At 64.1% G+C, this 16930-nt stretch carries 18 protein-coding genes; 11 read left to right on the forward strand and 7 right to left on the reverse strand.

The window, feature by feature from the left end; genetic code table 11:
* Positions 1 to 31: 31 nt before the first annotated feature.
* Positions 32 to 400 (forward strand): AbrB family transcriptional regulator, encoded by a 369-nt coding sequence (locus ACXMDY_RS05580; protein WP_259727794.1) that lies wholly within the window; start codon positions 32 to 34, stop codon positions 398 to 400.
* A gap of 32 nt (positions 401 to 432) precedes the next feature.
* Here the strand turns inward: ACXMDY_RS05580 and ACXMDY_RS05585 are convergent, their stop codons facing one another.
* The 5 genes from ACXMDY_RS05585 to ACXMDY_RS05605 form a co-directional block, all read right to left on the reverse strand.
* Positions 433 to 813: a type II toxin-antitoxin system PemK/MazF family toxin gene (locus tag ACXMDY_RS05585; RefSeq protein WP_259727777.1), complete on the reverse strand. Its 381-nt coding sequence runs from the start codon at positions 811 to 813 to the stop codon at positions 433 to 435.
* An 8-nt stretch (positions 814 to 821) separates the two neighbouring features.
* Entirely contained in the window at positions 822 to 971 is a 150-nt protein-coding gene (locus ACXMDY_RS05590; RefSeq protein ID WP_259731629.1) for a hypothetical protein, read from the reverse strand.
* A gap of 675 nt (positions 972 to 1646) precedes the next feature.
* Positions 1647 to 1808 carry a hypothetical protein gene (locus ACXMDY_RS05595; RefSeq protein ID WP_457767453.1) on the reverse strand — a complete coding sequence of 54 codons (162 nt, stop codon included), beginning with the start codon at positions 1806 to 1808 and terminating at the stop codon, positions 1647 to 1649.
* Between the two features lie 75 nt (positions 1809 to 1883).
* On the reverse strand, positions 1884 to 2594 hold the full coding sequence (locus ACXMDY_RS05600) for an ArsA family ATPase (protein WP_259727779.1): 711 nt from the start codon (positions 2592 to 2594) through the stop codon (positions 1884 to 1886).
* Positions 2591 to 3136, reverse strand: coding sequence for a hypothetical protein (locus ACXMDY_RS05605; protein WP_457767454.1), 546 nt, complete (start codon positions 3134 to 3136; stop codon positions 2591 to 2593). Before ACXMDY_RS05605 ends, ACXMDY_RS05600 begins: the two co-directional genes overlap by 4 nt.
* Positions 3137 to 3255: 119 nt before the next feature.
* On the opposite strand from ACXMDY_RS05605, the gene ACXMDY_RS05610 reads away from it, so the two are divergent.
* The gene (locus tag ACXMDY_RS05610) at positions 3256 to 3504 is read left to right on the forward strand and encodes a hypothetical protein (protein WP_259727781.1); all 249 of its coding nucleotides are present in this window, start codon (positions 3256 to 3258) and stop codon (positions 3502 to 3504) included.
* A 4-nt stretch (positions 3505 to 3508) separates the two neighbouring features.
* Here ACXMDY_RS05610 and ACXMDY_RS05615 read toward each other — a convergent pair whose 3' ends face one another.
* On the reverse strand, positions 3509 to 3775 hold the full coding sequence (locus ACXMDY_RS05615) for a hypothetical protein (RefSeq protein WP_259727782.1): 267 nt from the start codon (positions 3773 to 3775) through the stop codon (positions 3509 to 3511).
* Between the two features lie 140 nt (positions 3776 to 3915).
* Positions 3916 to 4785 (reverse strand): GNAT family N-acetyltransferase, encoded by an 870-nt coding sequence (locus ACXMDY_RS05620; protein ID WP_399254047.1) that lies wholly within the window; start codon positions 4783 to 4785, stop codon positions 3916 to 3918.
* Between the two features lie 118 nt (positions 4786 to 4903).
* Here ACXMDY_RS05620 and ACXMDY_RS05625 point away from each other — a divergent pair, with 118 nt between their 5' ends.
* The 9 genes from ACXMDY_RS05625 to ACXMDY_RS05665 all read left to right on the forward strand — a co-directional run bounded on the left by ACXMDY_RS05625 (position 4904) and on the right by ACXMDY_RS05665 (position 16928).
* Complete coding sequence (locus tag ACXMDY_RS05625) at positions 4904 to 5539, forward strand: alpha/beta family hydrolase (protein WP_457767455.1); 636 nt, start codon at positions 4904 to 4906, stop codon at positions 5537 to 5539.
* 83 nt (positions 5540 to 5622) lie between these two features.
* A complete protein-coding gene (locus tag ACXMDY_RS05630) occupies positions 5623 to 5811 on the forward strand; it encodes a hypothetical protein (protein WP_259727785.1) in 189 nt (62 codons plus the stop codon).
* 8 nt (positions 5812 to 5819) lie between these two features.
* Positions 5820 to 6191, forward strand: coding sequence for a hypothetical protein (locus ACXMDY_RS05635; protein WP_259727786.1), 372 nt, complete (start codon positions 5820 to 5822; stop codon positions 6189 to 6191).
* Between the two features lie 38 nt (positions 6192 to 6229).
* Entirely contained in the window at positions 6230 to 7216 is a 987-nt protein-coding gene (locus tag ACXMDY_RS05640; protein ID WP_457767456.1) for a hypothetical protein, read from the forward strand.
* Between the two features lie 6 nt (positions 7217 to 7222).
* On the forward strand, positions 7223 to 8356 hold the full coding sequence (locus ACXMDY_RS05645) for a tetratricopeptide repeat protein (RefSeq protein ID WP_457767457.1): 1134 nt from the start codon (positions 7223 to 7225) through the stop codon (positions 8354 to 8356).
* 209 nt (positions 8357 to 8565) lie between these two features.
* The gene (locus ACXMDY_RS05650; protein WP_457767458.1) at positions 8566 to 9378 is read left to right on the forward strand and encodes a hypothetical protein; all 813 of its coding nucleotides are present in this window, start codon (positions 8566 to 8568) and stop codon (positions 9376 to 9378) included.
* Positions 9375 to 9932, forward strand: coding sequence for a DUF1788 domain-containing protein (locus tag ACXMDY_RS05655; protein WP_259727791.1), 558 nt, complete (start codon positions 9375 to 9377; stop codon positions 9930 to 9932). The genes ACXMDY_RS05650 and ACXMDY_RS05655 overlap by 4 nt, the downstream gene beginning before the upstream one ends.
* Positions 9929 to 13417, forward strand: a complete 3489-nt coding sequence (gene brxC / locus ACXMDY_RS05660) for a BREX system P-loop protein BrxC (RefSeq protein ID WP_259727792.1) — start codon at positions 9929 to 9931, stop codon at positions 13415 to 13417. The genes ACXMDY_RS05655 and brxC overlap by 4 nt, the downstream gene beginning before the upstream one ends.
* 22 nt (positions 13418 to 13439) lie before the next feature.
* Complete coding sequence (locus tag ACXMDY_RS05665) at positions 13440 to 16928, forward strand: Eco57I restriction-modification methylase domain-containing protein (RefSeq protein ID WP_457767459.1); 3489 nt, start codon at positions 13440 to 13442, stop codon at positions 16926 to 16928.
* Positions 16929 to 16930 lie beyond the last annotated feature (2 nt).

Below are 16930 nucleotides of genomic sequence, written 5' to 3' on the forward strand. Positions count from 1 at the left end.
TACGTTGTGGGGAAATTCAAGGAATCCACCCATGGCACTAACTGGTGCAGATCTACTGGCCAAAGTGAAGGAACTCGGTGATGCCAGCAAGTCCGATCTGGTCAGGGCCGCTGGCTACGTCAGCACCAAGAAGGACGGCAGCGAGCGGCTGAACTTCACCGCCTTTTACGAGGCTCTTTTAGAGGCCAAAGGCGTCAGCTTGGGCTCAAGCTCGGCCGCTGTGGGCAAGGGCGGCCGCAAGCTGAGCTACGTGGCCACCGTGCAAGGCAACGGCAATCTGCTGATCGGAAAGGCCTACACCGCATTTCTGGATCTGCAGCCCGGCGATGAGTTCGAGATCAAGCTGGGACGCAAGCAGATCCGCCTGGTGCCCGCCGGCGGGGCTGACGACGAGGAGTGATCTGCTGAAACTGGCGATGGCCGCCTCATCCTTCAGGTGAGCCCTCCGATGGCCAGCACCACCAGCTGGCGCAGTTGCTGCAGCTCGGCGGGGGTGACGCAGGAGTCAGTGGCTGTGGTGATGCGTGTCTTGGCCACACAAGTGAGATTCTGAGGGAGCAGATAGCTCACCTTCTTGCAGCCGTTGGCCGAGCTGGGTTGCAGCACCACAGTCAGGTCGGGAATGGCCAGTTCGGGGTCGCTCGTCATCGGCGCCACCAGGACTGTGGGATAAGCAAGGTCAAACAGTTCGCAATCTTGCACGACCACAGCCGGTCTGAGCTTGTTGGGCTCCGGGGGGTGAGGGTCTTGATCGGGGTCATCTGGATCTTTGCGCCAGTCGACCGTGACAATTTGCCCTGCCTTCAGCTCCACGCTTGCGCTCAGTGGCCGAGGAGCTCAGGTGTGGCCCAGTCGCCGATGAAAGAGTTGGCGTCCGGATCAGCCGCGATGTGTTCGGCCACGGTTTTGCTCTGGGCCCGAATCCGTGCCCGCAGAGCCTCCATGGCGCTCACCGAACTGCTCACCTGCATGACGCTTCTCCCCCCACGTTGCCTGCGGCGGACGGAGAAGGGAGCTTCGAGGTTTTGGCTGGCTTGATCGGCTGGGGTCATGACGGCAGCGGCTTTCGCCAACCTCATGGGCTGAGGCTTCAACGTTAGACGTCATTCCGGTCTCGGCCCGATGCTGACGGCACCACCTGGCTAGGCCAGGTTCTCCATGGGTCAAGGGGCCTGCACGACAAAGCCCGGTGACGAGGCCACCGGGCTCTGAAGCAGTTGGGTTGGTGGGGGCGGAGCTGCTGACGCTGGCACCTGGGGCCAGTTGACAAGTGGGACCTCCCGTTGGGTCCGGGGCACCTGAGGCGAGGCCGTTAACGGTGCAATGGACGGCGTTGCAGCCAATCAAACAGCCGCGACACGCCAGGGAAGTGAGTGATCCGTCGAGAGTGTTGGAGCAGGGACCGGATCGTCAGCGCACTCCTAAAGGATGCTCAGGTGGGGTGTCTTCCATGCTCTGGAGCCTCCCGATTGTCGATGAACTCACAATCGGCCGGCCAGCTGATGGGGGCAATAGGGGTTTATGCCTGAGTCAGCCAGCCCCGGATCCGGGCCAGCAGGTTCGCTTCCTGGACCGCCTCGATGTAGCGCTTGGCACGACGCCACTGCTGCGCAGCCTTCGGCTAGAGGTCGTCCTGGCGGGTCGCGTCAATTACGGAGGCGGGTAGGAGCCCCCCACCCTTGCCATGGCAGCGAGGTGGTGCGGATCGTCAGCGCCGAGAGGCTGGGCGATGCCGCCTGCACATCGCTGACGTGGTGCTGGGGGCTGCTGCTGGAGTGGCGGTTCCGGCGGGAGCTGGATCCAGCCACCGGCTGCGCCGAGCTACTACGTCAATCCTCAGGCTCCTGCTCAGGTGGTGGCAACCGCTTGGGGGGATCAGATGGTCAAGGCTCCGCCAGAGCTGTGATCGCACGAAGCGTCTCAAGCAAGTCCGGCAGTCGTTGCTGGTTGGCCTGATCAGGTGGGAGAAACGCAGGAAGTGCCTCGACGAAAGCGGGCGTCGCCAAGAGGTCCTTGAACTGTGCCGCGAGATCGTTCCGCAGCTCAGGCAGGCTCAGCCGACACTCCTCCAGCAGCGACTCACGACCGTCGACCACGGCCATCAGGTCCTCCAGATCGTGGCTGAAAAGAAACTCTCCCTGGCCACGCCCGTGGAAGGCCTCCAGCTTGGTGGCCAGGAAAACCGGTGCGCTCACCATCCGAATCGAGCGACCGCTCGGCAACGCCTGAAGCTGGGCGGTATCCATGGCCAGGGGATACCAGCGATTGGAAAAGCCCAGAATCTCGCCCTGGGTTGGCATCAGGTCGAGGATGATCTCCTCGATGCACCAGCGGCAGAGTGGTGCGCCGGGCCGTGTGTCTTCCTGGAAGCCCCGTCTCTTCAGCTGCATCCCCAGCTGGTAGTAGTCGGACCTGGCGATGACTCGGCAGATCACATCCACGTCCTGGGTGGGCCGGATGTCCGGCATGGCGGGATCTGTGATCAGCACACCGGCCACCACCCCGCCGACAAACACCAGTTGATCGAGCAGGGGATCTCCCAAATGCTCAGCCGCCCGTTCGAGCAGGGAGACGTTGGGATCGTTGGGGTTCATGGCTGCAGCCGCTCCTCCAACAGGGCCACGGCCAGGGCCTGTTCACGGGCGCTGCCGCCACGCACCGCGTCGAACAGGGCCAGCAGTTCGCCCAGTGCCGGATTGCGCGCCGCCGCCTCAGGGACACTCGGGTAGAGCGGGTAGAAGGCGATGCCACGGGCCGTGCCCTTCTTCCACGGCCAAACCGGCGGCGGATCGTTGCCTGACCGGAACTGCTCGTTGAGAGGCGAGGCGGCGTAACCAGTGGGCACTCCGCGGGTCAGGCCGCCCTGGCTGGCCGGGAAGCAGTAGCGGGCGCCGTGCTGCACAAAGGATCTCAGGGCGGCACGTACCACCGAGGGCTTGCCATCGACACCCTTGGTCGCCAGCTTGGCAGCCACGGCACGCTCCACCGCCGCATGGGCCTCAGAGGCCGTCATGCCCAGCTCGGCGCCAAGGTCCGCATAGGTGGGCGCCGGGCCATGATCGAGAGCCAGGCGCAGCAGCACCACCAGATCCTGCGGGCGCAGGACGAGCTGAGGGTTGGAGGGGGATCGGGCCAACGTCGGAGGCATTAATTCGCCATTCGCGAATAGCGAATATAGAGCGCTGAAGCTGTCTTGGCCACCCTTCTGCCTCATGGGGAGGGTGGGGCGGAAAACAGCCGCCGCTCGATCACCTCATGGGGCACACCCACCTGCTGGGCGATCAGCATCACCAGCTGCTCCAGTCGAACGAGGCCCAACCCTTCGGGGAGCTGGCCGCCAAAGTCAAGAAGGCGCGCAGCGCGATCGCCGCCCGGGATCTGCGGCAGGAGCAGCCCCAGGAGCTACGGCAGGACGCGGTGAGCTACTGCAGCCGGGGGGTGTCATCCATCGTTGGGCCTCCGAAACTGATACGTGAACGATCGGCCTACCGGCAGGGGCAATAGGGGTTTATTCCTGACTCAGCCAGCCCCGGGCACAGGCCAGCCGGCCTGCTTCCTGGACCGCCTCGACGCAGCGCTTGGCCCTGCGCTTCAAGTCGTCCTGGCCCTGGGACCGCAGCAAGTAGGCCTCCATCGCTTCTGGGGTTTCGATCACCGCCAGCAGCCCACTGGTGCGATCACCGATGGCGGGATCGTTCAACAGACGGCTCACCAGGCTCAGCTCCCAGAGTTGCGCTCCAGTGCCGCCGGGTTGGAACAGCTGCTGGTGCAGCACATTCAGGCAGCTCGCCTTGAGCGCGTCCAGCTGACCGGGCTTGAGGCGGCGACTGTTGGGCAGGCCTTCTGCGGGGCCAGCGGGGATCGCTGCGCGCCGGCCACTCGGCTGACACCAAATCCTTCCTGTTCCTAACCATTTCAGCCCAGCTCAAGGCAGGCCAAGCCGTAGAGGTCTTGCAGCGGTAGCTGGGGTGGCCCACCGCGGTACATGCGCACCGTATGGCTCACTACCGAGAAGCCCGCCGACTGCAGCAGCGGTCCAGAGCGGGGGTTGGCTTCCGGCGCATCGATCAACACCGGGCCATGGCGGTGGGCGGTCAGCTGATCGATCAGGGCCTGCGCAATGGGGCTGCTGTCAGCAATCAGCGGCCCTAGCCGCCAGCCCCCTGCCCGCTCCAGCCCATCCAGCAGGCAGGGCCGGATGCGGCCGTAGCCGCGACAGCAGTCCTCGGCGTCGAGCGCCACCAGAACAGCGCCGGAGTCCGGCTCCCCCAGCCAGCGGCCCAGGAAGAGCGGCCGGGGAGTGGCCTCGTGGCGGGCGTCATAGTCCTGCACCACATCCTTGGGCACGGCGGCTGCCGGCAGCAGGGTGATCCCCTCTGGTTCGGGCGCAGCGGCGTCGCGATCCCCCCGGCCACCTGTGTCCCGCCGCCAGCGCAGGGTTGCGCCTGCGGCGGTGAACCCCCAGCCGGTGTAGTCCACCAATCGCGCATCGGCCGCCTCCAGTCCCACGCAGGCCACCCCCTCGAGGTGGGCCAGGGCCTGCTCCCAGAGGGCCACGCCGTAACCATGGCCGCGGTGCTCAGGGCGGACCAGGAACAGGCCGATAAAGCCGTATTGGTCGTCGTAGCGGACGCCGGCGATACACCCCACAGGCTCGCCGTTAAGGCAGCCCACCCATAGGCCGTCAGAATCGGTGTCGCGATAGTCGTCGACATCGCATGGGCCAGGGCAGAAGCCTTCCCGCCGCGCCCACTCGGTCACCTGGGGCAGATCTGCAGGCCGCATGGGCCGGATCGAATAACCGGACATGGGCGAGGTTTGGGAAGGTTGCTGGAGCAGGCTCCAGATGTTGCGGCTGCAACCGTTGCTTTGGTGCCTAATTATGGAAGCCGAGGCGTTTCCCTTGATCGATGGACCCGACGCCGCGCCGGCCTCCGTGCTGCTGGCCCATGGGGCCGGCGCACCGATGGACAGCCCGTTCATGGCGGCGATCGCCAGCGGCCTGGTGCTGCAGGGCTGGCGGGTAGTGCGCTTTGAATTCCCGTACATGGCCCGGCAGCGAATCCTGGGCAGGCGTCAGGGACCCGACCGGATGCCAGTGCTGCAGGAGGCGTTCCGCCAGCAGGCGCGGCTCGAGCAGATGGAGGAGCCGGACCGGCCGCTGTTTATCGGCGGCAAGTCGATGGGCGGCCGAGTGGCAAGCCTGCTGGTCGATGAGTTGGCCGCCAGCGATCGGGTGCGCGGCTGCCTCTGTCTGGGCTATCCCTTTCACCCGCCCGGCAAACCGCTGCAGCTGCGCACCGAGCACCTGAGCGCCTTGGAGGCGTCCACCCTGATCCTGCAGGGGGAGCGGGATACGTTCGGTCGCCGCGAGGAGGTGGAGACCTACGTCCTCTCGCCGCAGGTGCAGCTGCGCTGGATCCCCAGCGGTGACCACAGCTTCAAGCCCACCCGCAGCTCCGGCCTCAGCGAGGCGGAGAACTGGGCCACGGCGGTGGCCTTGAGCGATCAGTTCCTGCGGGAGCGTCTGATGCACTGAGCTCTCATCTCCCGGAAGGAGATCTGCACCAGCGAGACCGATCGGATGTTCAATGCTGGAGGCCGCCTCGATGAGTTCCCTTCATGCCGCGCCAGCGCTACCGGCAGAACCCACTGCCACTCGGTCCTGATGCTCCGCCGGTGGAGCTGTTTGGGCCAGATCAGCCCAATCCATCCGGACTCCAGGTGGTGGAACAGGGCCAGTTGGGGGTGGTGCCGCTGGGGCCGCTGTTCGACGCTCAGAGCGGGAACACAAGCTGCAACGAGGCCTGAGCACCACCATGGCCGACCTCACGATCACCACTCAGGACGAACTGCCAGGACCCGGTGACGATCGTCCCTATGTGATGTTCGTCAACCAGACCGAGTACGGAATCGGCCGGTTCCTGCGCACCAATGTGCTCTCGGCACGGCCCGATCTCAAACGCTTCACTTCCATCCGCTTCCGCATGACCCTGAAGCGGCATCCGAGCGACAGCGCCGGGGAGATCGTGCTGGCCCTGCTGGAGGCGATCGATCTGGATCCGCCCCTGTCGGTGTTCTGCGGCGACCTGCATCTGGAGATGGAGGGATATCCAATGGAGGAGGGCTGCACGATCGAGGTGCCGCTGCTGCCGCCTGGTCGACGGCCACCGGCCAGGGGCTTCAGCTGAGGACGCTGAGCGGCGGGTTGCCCGGTTGAAGCTCCAGGTTGGCCACGTTCACCTGGCTGCTCTCGCCATCAGGTCAGGCGACGGTGGCCAGCACGAGGGAGCTGCCAGGGCTGATCGGCGCCATCGCCGTCACGGTGCCCCTGGCAAACGGCCCCACCCTCGTGGAGGCTTCCCATCCTCGCTGGGGAGGCGAGGAGCGGCCGATACCGTGGGGACACTCCTGCCGCAGCAGCCTCTTGGCGATGGTTGAGCACGCGCTCCTACCGGCCGTGACCCGCATCCTCCAGCGGGTGGAAGCGGTCAGCGGACTACCGGTGGCCGTGGCTCAGGAGCCCGGTCTCAGCACCCTTGCCACCCTCAAGCCCGCCAACAAGGAACGGCAGGCGCACTTGATCCTGTTCAGGCAGGATGACGAGGCCAGCAGCTATCACGTGGCCTTTGAGGCGGCGCTGCTGCTGCGGCTGGTGGAGGTTCCCCAGGAGCTGCGGGTGAACCTCACGGAGAAGCGGGAGGCGCGCGAGCAGGTGGTGTCGCAGGTGGAGAAGCTGCACAAGGGCAAGCTGCCGTTGGCCCGGGCGCGGGAGCTGGGGCTGGGCTTCTACAACGGCCTGATGGTGCAGCTGCGCTCAATAGGACCGGGGCTGTGCGCTGACAGGTGGCTGTTTGAGGAGGCACCGGAGCTGCGGGGCTTGCAGGCGGCGGTGCTGCAGGAGCAGGTGCAGCAGAACGTGCCCAGCCTCAATGCCGACATCGACCGCCTGGCTCCTGCCGCGGTCGTGAAGGCCAGCCGGGGGATGAACGCGGCCTATGCCTTCCAGGCCGCTGAATTGGTGGGCCTGCCGCCACTGGCGGTGCCGTATCAGGCGGCAGGGTTCGAGGTGCTGGCGCGGGAGCTGATCGCCACCACCCGAGAGCAGGCCACTACGGCGGATCCGGATCGGGAGATGATCGACGCCTGGGCCGAAAAGCTCGGGATTGCTCGCTGGTACAACTGGCAGCCTGCCTATCCCGCTGGGGTTTGCTGAATGGGCATGCAGGCCACCTCGTTCACGATCGAGGAGACGACCTTCGATCGGAAGCTGCTGCCGGAAGACAGCGGTAAGCCGGGCAGCGCGGCCTTTCACCGGGCGGTGACCGACTACTTCCAGCAGGCCTATGGCGCCATGGGCGGCCGGGTGGATGTGGTATTTGCCAACGGGCGCATCGAAGTGAACTGGAGCCCAGCAACTGAGAGTGCAACTCCTACAGCCGAGGCGATGGCGGCCATCACCCCGCTGCTGAAGCAGCGCCGCTACGGCGAGGCCCGGCCGTTGCTGGTGGCCCTGCTGGAAGCGGAACCAGAGAACCGTGACGCGCTCTACAACCTGGGCATGGTGGCGAGCGATGAGGGTCAGCTGAAGGAGGCCCGCGAGCTGCGGCGGCGGGCGGTCGCGGTGGATCCTTCGTTTGCCAATGCCCAGGTGGCCCTGGGGGTGGCAGCCCTGCGGGACCAGGACCAGGCAGAAGCACGCCAGGCGCTGGAGAGCGCGATTGAGCTGGAGCCTGGCAACCCCTATGCGCTGCGCACCCTGGGCAGCCTGCTCACCGCGGCGGGCGCCCTGGCGGCAGGGGCAGAACGGTTCCGGCATGCCCTGGCGGTGGCACCAAACGATGCTGTGGCCAGCCTGAGCCTGGCCCAGGCGCTGCTGGAGTTGGATCCAGGCGAGCACCGCGACGAGGCCGATGCGCTGTTGCTACGGGTGATCGAGCAGCAACCGTTTGGGGAGCTGGGTGAGCAGGCCAAGGCGCTGCGGGGGCAGGTGGCCGCACGCGATCTACGCCAGGCCAGCAGCAATGGTTTGAGGCAGGACGCGGTGACCTACTGCCTCGATGCCCTGCGCCGCTTCCAGGCGATGGACCAGGCCGAGTTCATGGCGGTGATCAGCGAGGTGGCGGCCGTTGGTCAGAGCGGGCTGCAGATCAATGAGCCAGGCACCAACCGCACCCTGAAGACCCTGCCAGGCAGCTGGAGCGACCTGGCGCTGGCCTGCCTGATCCATGTGGGCATGAAGCGGCTGACGCCGGATGAGGACTCAGGTCTGGGGATCGAGACGGAATACGTGGAAGCGCTTCGGCTGCATGGTGGTGAAGGAGCGCATCAAAGTCTGGGCAGACCAATGGTGTAGGCCTGCCACTGAATGAAGGGCAGCGTGCGCCGAAACCTATGCACCCAACGCATCAATGAAGCGAAGCCTGTGACGACCCCAGAAGCTCGGCGGCACCTGCCGTTGCCAAGCGGCAGACTGCCGCAAGAACGCTGCCGGCCTGCATGCGCAGACAACCTTGGTGCGGCCCCCATCAGTGCCTTCCCAGGGCTGCCAGCTCCCTCCGCCGCATGCCCGCCCGCCGCTCCAGCCCCAAGCTCCCGAAAGCAGCAGCTTCCTCGCCAGACCTAGCGGCCCTCGGCTTCCGCATCGCCAGCAGCGGGCCCCACACCAGCAAGACCCTGATGCTCCAGGAGCTGGTCGCCCTGTTTGAGGCCGTACCGGCTGATGCACCGACGAAGGCCTACCGCATCGCGATCGTGGAGGAGAATGTGCTGGGTAAACGGACCGCGACGACCCGGAAGGAAACTGCCAGCCGCCTGAAGGCCCTGCATGGGCTGGATCCCTCCAAGCCCATGTTCCGAGTGATGCGGCGCCTCTGGGACATCGACTCCCAGGCCCGGCCACTGCTGGCGCTGCTCACTGGCCTAGCCAGGGACCCCTTACTGCGTTCTTCGGCTCCTCTGGTGATGGGCATGGCCCCTGGGACTGTGCTCAGCCGCAGCGACCTGATTGAAGCGATTCGGGCGTTCACGTTGGAGCGGCTGAGCCCCAGGGTGCTGACAGCGGTGGCCCAAAACACAGCTAGTAGCTGGACCCAGACGGGCCATCTGCAGGGAAAGGTGCGTAAGGTTCGCCAGTCCGTCACGCCAAGCCCCACCGTTGTGGCCTATTCGCTCTGGCTTGGCTATTCAGAAGGCCGACGCGGCAAGGGGCTGCTGAATACGCTCTGGACGTCCGTGCTCGATTGCTCCCCCTCGGCATTGATCGAGCTGGCGTTACAGGCCAAACGTCTGGGCTTGCTGGAGGCGAGTCACGGTGGTGGTGTTCTGGCGATTGACCCCACTGGGCTCGATCCGCTCCAAGAGAGAGCACGTTCATGAGCCGGATCGATGAACTGGCCCACCGCTACGGCGACCACATCGGTGCTCCGTGGCAGCAGGGCCTTCCCGCTGCCAACCGGGTGGTGATGCTGGTGTACGAGAAGGAGCTTGAGCGGCAGCTGCGCGGCAAGCTTGGCGAATTTGAGCAGCGCACCAAGGCTGCCGGCCACGGCTGGCAGCTGGTTGACCTCACCACTGCCTTTGCCGACTGGATGGCCGTCATGAAGTACCGGGACTCCTATTTCAACGGTCCAGAGAAGATTCGTCTGAAGCTCGACAAGGCCTTTCTTCAGCATGTGAGCGATCTGACCAAGGCTCAGCTGGAACAGGGCGGGGACAACGACGTCGTGGCTGTGCTGGGGGCGGGAAGCCTGTTTGGCTTCCTTCGGCTCTCCGATGTGATCAAGGACATCGAGCGCGACATCCAGGGCCGGCTGGTGGTGTTCTTCCCCGGCCAGAAGGACGGCAACAACTACCGGCTGCTCGACGCCCGCGACGGTTGGAACTACATGGCGGTGGGCATCACCCGCCACCCCACAGGAGCGGTGGCATGACCAAGAAGATCTTCGAGACCCTGCAGCGCGACCCGCGCACCAGCCCGCTGGCCAACAACGGCCAGGCACGTATCACCACCCTCGACGACGACAACGCCCGTAAGGAGCTGGAGGCTGAGCTTCACACCTTCGTGTGCGACGGCCAGTACGGCCGGGCGATGGAAGTGATCCTGCAGAGCTACCTCAGCCAGCAGGGCCAGGCGCGCCAGAACGCTGCCTGGATTGCAGGTTTCTACGGCTGTGGCAAGTCCCACTTGCAGAAGATGCTCGGGCATCTCTGGGCCAACACCGATCTTGGTGGCGGCAGACGGGCCCGAGATCTGGTGCTGGAGCTGCCGGATGCGGTGCGAGCCCAGTTCAAGGAGCTCGACACCCTGGCCCTGCGCAGCAGCAAGCCATTGGTGGCGGCCAGTGGTGCCATGCCATCCGGCGCCAAAGACGCCGTGCGCGCCACGGTGCTGGCGATCCTGCTCAAGGCGCAAGGGTTCCCAGAGACGGTGCCCCAGGCACGGTTCTGTTTCTGGCTGCAGAAAGGTGGGCATCTCGATGCGGTGCGTGCAGCGGTGGAAGCAGAGGGTTGCAGCTGGTTTGAGGAACTCGATGACCTGTACGTGAGCCCAGTGATCGCCAGTGCGGTGTTGGAGCGAATTCCAGACTTGGCCGCTGGCATCACGGAGGCCATTGATCTGATCGGCCGGCAGTTCCCCGATCGGGAGGGCGACATCACTACCAAGGACTTTGTGCAGTTGGCGCGCAAGGCCCTCGCTCCCGATGGTGGCGAGCTCCCCCACACGATGCTGGTGCTCGATGAGGTTCAGCAGTACATCAGCGACTCCAACGATCGCGCCACCGATTTCGTGGAGCTTGCCGAAGCCCTGCAAACCGAACTGGACAGCCGGGTGTTGCTGGTGGCCTCCGGCCAGTCGGCGTTGTCATCAGAGACACCTCAACTGCAGAAGCTCAAAGACCGCTTCCGCATCAACGTGCAGCTCTCGGACACCGACGTGGAAACGGTGATCCGCAAGGTGATCCTGCAGAAGCGGCCTGATGCTCAGGCTGCCGTTGAACAGGTGTTGGATGGCAATGCCGGTGAGATCTCCAAACAACTCCAGGACAGCGGCATCAAGGAACGCTCGGAAGATCGCCAGGTGGCGGTGGCCGACTATCCGCTGTTGCCCACCCGCCGCCGCTTTTGGGAAGCCTGTTTCCGCAGTGTCGATGCTGAAGGCACCAACAGCCAACTGCGCTCCCAGCTGCGGATCATCTTCGATGCGGTGAAGGACATCGCTGCTGCAGATGTGGGCCAGGTGATCACCGGTGATGTGTTGTTCCAAGCGATGGCTGGAGATCTGGTGAACTCCGGGGTGTTGCTCAATGAGCTGAACAACCGAATCGCGGCACTGGATGACGACAGCGTTGAGGGCAAGCTGAAGCAGAGCCTCTGCGGGCTGGCCTTCCTGATCAGTCGGCTCCCACGGGAGCAGGGAGCCGATCTTGGGGTCAGAGCAACAGCTCGCTCCTTGGCGGATCTGATGGTGGCGGATCTGCGCTCTGACAGCGGCCAATTGCGCCAGGACGTAGCCAAGTTGCTGGAGGCCATGGCGGAAGACGGCACCTTGATGAAGGTGGTCGATCAGCCCGGGCTGGAGGAATACCGGCTGCAGACCACCGAAGGCGCGCAATGGCAGGGCCAGTTCGAGGAAAAGAAGCAGGCGGTGCGCAATGACGCCAGCGAACTGAGTAGCAAACGGGAGCAGCTGCTGGGCCACGCCATCCAGGAGGAGCTCAAGGCCGTGAAGCTCTCGCAAGGTGACGCCAAGATGGCGCGCAAACTGGCGCTGTGGATCAGCGGTGAGCCGCCGGCTCCTTCCAAGGAAGGGGTGGTGGTGTGGGTGCGTGACGGCTGGGGCTGCAGTGAGAAGGAGGTACGGGACGCAGCCCGCGAGGCCGGCGCTGATGATCCGGTGCTGCATGTGTTTCTGCCGCGTCGAGGGGCCGACGACCTGAACGCCCGGATCATCGAAGCCAGCGCAGCCAAGCGGGTGATTGATCATCACGGCACCCCCTCCACGAACGAGGGCCGAGAGGCCCGCTCCTCGATGCAAAGCCGCCAGAACCGGGCGGAGGAAGGAATTGGTGAGTTGATTGGGGATGTGATCACCAATGCCCTGGTGTTCAAGGGCGGCGGGGCTGAGGAATACGGAACGAAGCTTGCTGCCAAGGTGCAAAGCGCGGCGACCGAGGCCTCCCTGGCGCGGCTGTTCCCAGAGTTCACCAAGGCAGACTCCGCCGGCTGGGGCCTGGCCGTGAAGCGGGCGAGGCAAGGCAGCGACAGCCCACTGGAGGCGGTGGGCCATAAGGGCGCCACCGAAACCCACCCGGTGGCTCGCCAGGTGCTGAGCACCATCGGAGCGGCCAAGGAAGGCAGCACGATCCGGGCTGAGCTGCTGATCGCGCCCTATGGCTGGCCCCAGGATGCGATCGATGCGGTGCTGCTGGCGTTGCATCGCGACGGCACGCTCAGTGCCAAGGACGGCAGCAACAACACGATCACACCGGGCCAGCTGGATCAGCAGAGCCTGGCGAAAGCCAAGTTCGTGCCGCAGCAAGTGCGCCTGACGGCCATCGAGAAAGTGGGGGTGCGCGGGGTGTTTGGCATCCCCGGGGTGGGTGTCAAACCGGGGGAGGAAGAAGCCAAGGCGAGCGAGTTTCTCGATGAAATGGAGAACAAGGTTGCCCAATCCGGTGGTGCCGCTCCCCTGCCGGCACCCATGGCTGCGCCTTTGCTCACAGAACTGCGTGGGCAAAGCGGCCCCGAACAGCTCAAGGCGATCCTTGAGGCCAAGGCCCAGTTGCAGGCGCTGTGGGATGACGCCAGCACCCTGGCGGATCGCAAGGACAAGCGCCTACCTCAGTGGGAGCGCCTGGTGACTCTTCTATCCGAGGCCGAGGGTCTTCCAGTTCATCAGGAGCTAGAGCCACAGGTGGCTGCCATTCTTAAGCAGCGCTCCCTGCTGGATCCCACCACCGACTACGTGGCACCGCTGCTCCAAGAGGTGGAGAACGCCCTCAGCGCGGCGATGGATCAAGCCCAAAAGAACCTGGTTCAAGTGCTTGCCGCCGAGCTGAAAGATTTGGAAGACACGGCCGAATGGAAGGCGCTGACGGATGAGCAGCGCACCACCATTGCCCAGACGGCCCAGCTCCCCGCGGAAACCATTGAGGCCGAGCCGTTGGAGCGCAATCAGCTTGTGGATGCGCTGCAGCAGCGCTCCCTGACCAGTCGGGCCGAACTGGCCGACTGTTTGGCGGCCCGTTTTGCCAACGCCCGCACGGCCGCGGCCCAAGCCCTGGAGCCCAACACCCAGGCGGTGAAGCTCAGCAGCGGGGTGCTCAAAGACGAGGCTGCCCTCGATGCTTGGTGGGCCGCCAAACGCGCCGAACTGCTCTTGAAGCTGCCCCAAGGCCCGATCCAGATCAACTAGCCAGCCCTGCTACTCAGCCCCCATGCCAGCCCTCGCCTCAACCCTGCGCCAGTCGCTGGACAAGACCGTGGTGAAGGCCCGCGACCTGGCCGAGCGCGGTGCCCGAGAAGCGCTTATGGGTTTGGCCGTGGGGGCCAAAGAGCCCTTCTCATCTATGGGAGAAGAAGAGCGGCGCCTGCGTAACCGCTTGCGAGCCCGCGGCCGGCAACTGGGTGATCAGCTGGATGCCCCAAAAGGCACCCAAAGCATTGAGCGATTAGTGCGGGAGATGGCCTACGAGCATTGGCACCGGATGCTGTTTGCTCGGTTTTTGGCGGAAAACCAGCTGCTGATCGAACCCAGCTCCGGAGTATCAATCAGCCTTGATGAATGCGAAGAACTAGCTGCTGAGGAAAGCACAGATCTCTGGGAGCTGGCAGCCCGTTTTGCCCAGGGGATGCTGCCCGAAATCTTTCGGGTTGACGACCCGGTGCTTGCGGTCAAGCTGCCTCTTGAGATCCGCCAGCAACTACAGGCGTTGGTGGCAGCGTTGGAGGTGGAGGTGTTCACCGCCAGCGACAGCCTGGGCTGGGTGTACCAGTTCTGGCAAACGAAGCGCAAAGACGAGGTCAACGACTCCGGCGTCAAGATCGGCGCGGATGAATTACCGGCGGTCACGCAGTTGTTCACCGAGGACTACATGGTGGACTTCCTGCTCGACAACACCCTCGGTGCCTGGCACGCCGGCAAGGTGCTTGCCGCTAATTCCCAGCTGGCCACCACTGCCCGAAGCGAAGACGAACTCCGCCAGTCCGTGTCGCTGCCCGGCTGCCCGTGGAGCTATCTCCGCTTCATCAAAGGCGAGGACGGCAAGTGGACACCCGCCGCCGGCACGTTTGAAGGCTGGCCGAAGACGGCGAAGGAACTCAAGTGCCTCGACCCCTGCATGGGCAGCGGGCATTTCGTCGTGGCGATGTTCGAGCGGCTTGTCGCGCTGCGGATGGCGGAGGAAAAGCTGGACGCGCCCGCGGCGGTGGCGGCGGTCATCCGCGACAATCTCTTCGGGCTGGAACTCGACTCGCGCTGCACGCAGATTGGCGCGTTCAACCTGGCGCTGGCCGCGTGGCGTCGCGTGGGCCACTGCGCGCTGCCGGCGATGAACCTGGCCTGCTCCGGCCTCGCGCCGAACACGCGCGAAGCCGACTGGCTCGCGATTGCCGGCGACAACCAGAAGCTCCAGCGCGGCATGGAACGGCTTTACCGGCTGTTCCAAAAGGCGGCGGTGCTGGGCAGCCTCATCAACCCGCGCGCCGGCGAGGGCGACCTGCTGGTGGCCGCGTTCCATGAACTCCAGCCGCTGCTGGAAAAGGCGCTGGCGCAGGAAGCCAAGGACGACACCGCGCACGAAATGGCCGTGACCGCGCGCGGCCTGGCCAAGGCGGCGGAAATTCTCGCCGGCCAGTTCACGCTCGTCGCCACCAACGTGCCCTTTCTTACTCAATCGAAATTCTCCGCCGAACTGAAGGAGCACATTTATTCGTTTCTCGAATTGGCAAAGGAGAATCTCGCCTCCGCATTCTCACTCAGAATGGTTGGCCTTACCGCCAAACACGGGGTGATGGCTTTTGTGTCACCTCAAAGTTGGTGGTTCTTGAAGCGATACACGGACTATCGAAAATGGCTTCTGGAACGGCAAACCATCAGGGCGCTTTATCGTCTAGGTGAAAAGGCGTTCGAAAGCCCGCAAGCAGGGGGCGAGTTGGTTGGTCTTTCAATTATTCAGAACATCGAACCTACACGCGATGCTGCGATGCTTATCGCGGATGCCTCCTACGGAAAAGAGCCCTCGGAGAAGGCAGAAATCCTTCTGGATGTGGGCGGTTCGACCGTCAAATATGCTGACGTCTTGAGGAGTGAGGACTTAGCGTATCGCCCCCAAGTGACTAACGGCGGAAAGATCGGCGACATTGCGTCAGTTTTGCAGGGATTAGTCACTGGTGATTCCGCTCAATACTTTGGCAAGTTCTGGGAGAGGCCAAGAAATGGTATTGAATGGGAGTTTCTTCAGTCCACTTCTTCAAGAACAACTTACTACGGTGGGCTGACGGATGTAATCCTTTGGGAGAAAGAACAAGGGCGGCTTGCGGCTCTTGCGGAGTCAGTGAAAGGAATCAACCATTCTGCGCAGAACTGGCGGAAGGGGAAGCCAAACTGGGGCAAGCCGGGCGTTGTAGTCAGTCAAATGGGCAACTTTCCTGCCACGCTTTATCTTGGGAATATTTATGACCACAACTGCTGCGCGATTGTGCCAAATGACGATTCAGATGTCGTTCCTCTTTGGTCGTTCTGCTCATCCGAGACGTTTGCCAAATCTGTTAAAGCACTAAACCAAAACAGAAAGATTGAGGTCGGAACAGTGCTCAATACTGATTTCGACCTGGCGCACTGGCAGAAGGTGGCGGCGGAGAAGTATCCGCAGGGGTTGCCCAAGCCGTTTTCGAGCGACCCGACGCAGTGGTTGTTCAACGGCCATCCAAAGGGCGCCGATCAGCCGTTGCATGTGGCCTTGGCCCGCTTGCTCGGCTACCAGTGGCCGCGCCAGACCGGTTCCAATTTTCCAGATTGCCCGGCGCTCGCTACGGATGGTCTGGAAAAACTGGCGGATGACGACGGCATCGTCTGCTTGTCGCCCACCCGCGGTGAATTAGCTGCTGCCGACCGCCTAAGGAGTTTGCTTGCCGCAGCCTTTGGTGAGGAGTGGAGCAACGCCAAAGAGCGGGAGCTGTTGCTGGAAACAGCCGTGGCCAATGATGCCAAGAAGGCCGCAACCGATCTAGGCGACTGGCTGCGCCAGAACTTCTACGCCGAGCACTGCAAGCTCTTCCATAGTCGTCCGTTCATCTGGCAGATCTGGGATGGCAACCCCAACGGCTTCTGCGCCCTGGTGAACTACCACAAGCTTGCTGCCCCCAACGGCCAAGGCCGCAAAACTCTGGAGCTGCTCACCTACACCTACCTGGGCGATTGGATCGATCGCCAGAAGCTCGATCAAGCAGAAGGCATCAACGGCGCCGATGATCGCCTCGCCGCCGCCCTTGATCTCCAGGAGCAACTCAAGAAGATCCTCGAGGGCGAGCCGCCTTACGACCTCTTCGTGCGCTGGAAGCCCCTGCACCAACAAGCGATTGGCTGGGATCCAGACATCAATGATGGTGTGCGTCTCAACAGCCGCCCCTTCCTCAACGCCACTCTTCGCAAAGGCGGCAAGACCGGTGCAGGCATCCTGCGCTCCAAGCCCGGCACCATCAAGTGGGCCAAGGACCGCGGCAAGGAACCGATGCGCCCCAAAGGGGAGTTCCCCTGGTTCTGGTGCTGGGATGAGAGCAACCACGCCCTCGCCACAGATTTCGGCGCCCCCATCGCAGGCGCTCCACCGGTTGGCACCAGCTTCGATGGCAACCGCTGGAATGATCTGCACTACAGCCGCGCCGCCAAGGAAGCTGCACGGGCCCAGCATCGGGGAGAAGGCTGAAG

Source organism: Cyanobium sp. ULC082 (assembly GCF_977927535.1).

Coding starts and splice junctions, on each gene's coding strand:
- ACXMDY_RS05645 (WP_457767457.1), top strand. CDS start 7,223: ATGCAGGCCACCTCGTTCACGATCGAGGAGACGACCTTCGATCGGAAG.
- ACXMDY_RS05600 (WP_259727779.1), bottom strand. CDS start 2,594: ATGAACCCCAACGATCCCAACGTCTCCCTGCTCGAACGGGCGGCTGAG.
- ACXMDY_RS05635 (WP_259727786.1), top strand. CDS start 5,820: ATGGCCGACCTCACGATCACCACTCAGGACGAACTGCCAGGACCCGGT.
- ACXMDY_RS05620 (WP_399254047.1), bottom strand. CDS start 4,785: ATGCGGCCTGCAGATCTGCCCCAGGTGACCGAGTGGGCGCGGCGGGAA.
- ACXMDY_RS05610 (WP_259727781.1), top strand. CDS start 3,256: ATGGGGCACACCCACCTGCTGGGCGATCAGCATCACCAGCTGCTCCAG.
- ACXMDY_RS05630 (WP_259727785.1), top strand. CDS start 5,623: ATGCCGCGCCAGCGCTACCGGCAGAACCCACTGCCACTCGGTCCTGAT.
- ACXMDY_RS05580 (WP_259727794.1), top strand. CDS start 32: ATGGCACTAACTGGTGCAGATCTACTGGCCAAAGTGAAGGAACTCGGT.
- ACXMDY_RS05655 (WP_259727791.1), top strand. CDS start 9,375: ATGAGCCGGATCGATGAACTGGCCCACCGCTACGGCGACCACATCGGT.
- ACXMDY_RS05590 (WP_259731629.1), bottom strand. CDS start 971: ATGCAGGTGAGCAGTTCGGTGAGCGCCATGGAGGCTCTGCGGGCACGG.
- ACXMDY_RS05665 (WP_457767459.1), top strand. CDS start 13,440: ATGCCAGCCCTCGCCTCAACCCTGCGCCAGTCGCTGGACAAGACCGTG.
- brxC (WP_259727792.1), top strand. CDS start 9,929: ATGACCAAGAAGATCTTCGAGACCCTGCAGCGCGACCCGCGCACCAGC.
- ACXMDY_RS05650 (WP_457767458.1), top strand. CDS start 8,566: ATGCCCGCCCGCCGCTCCAGCCCCAAGCTCCCGAAAGCAGCAGCTTCC.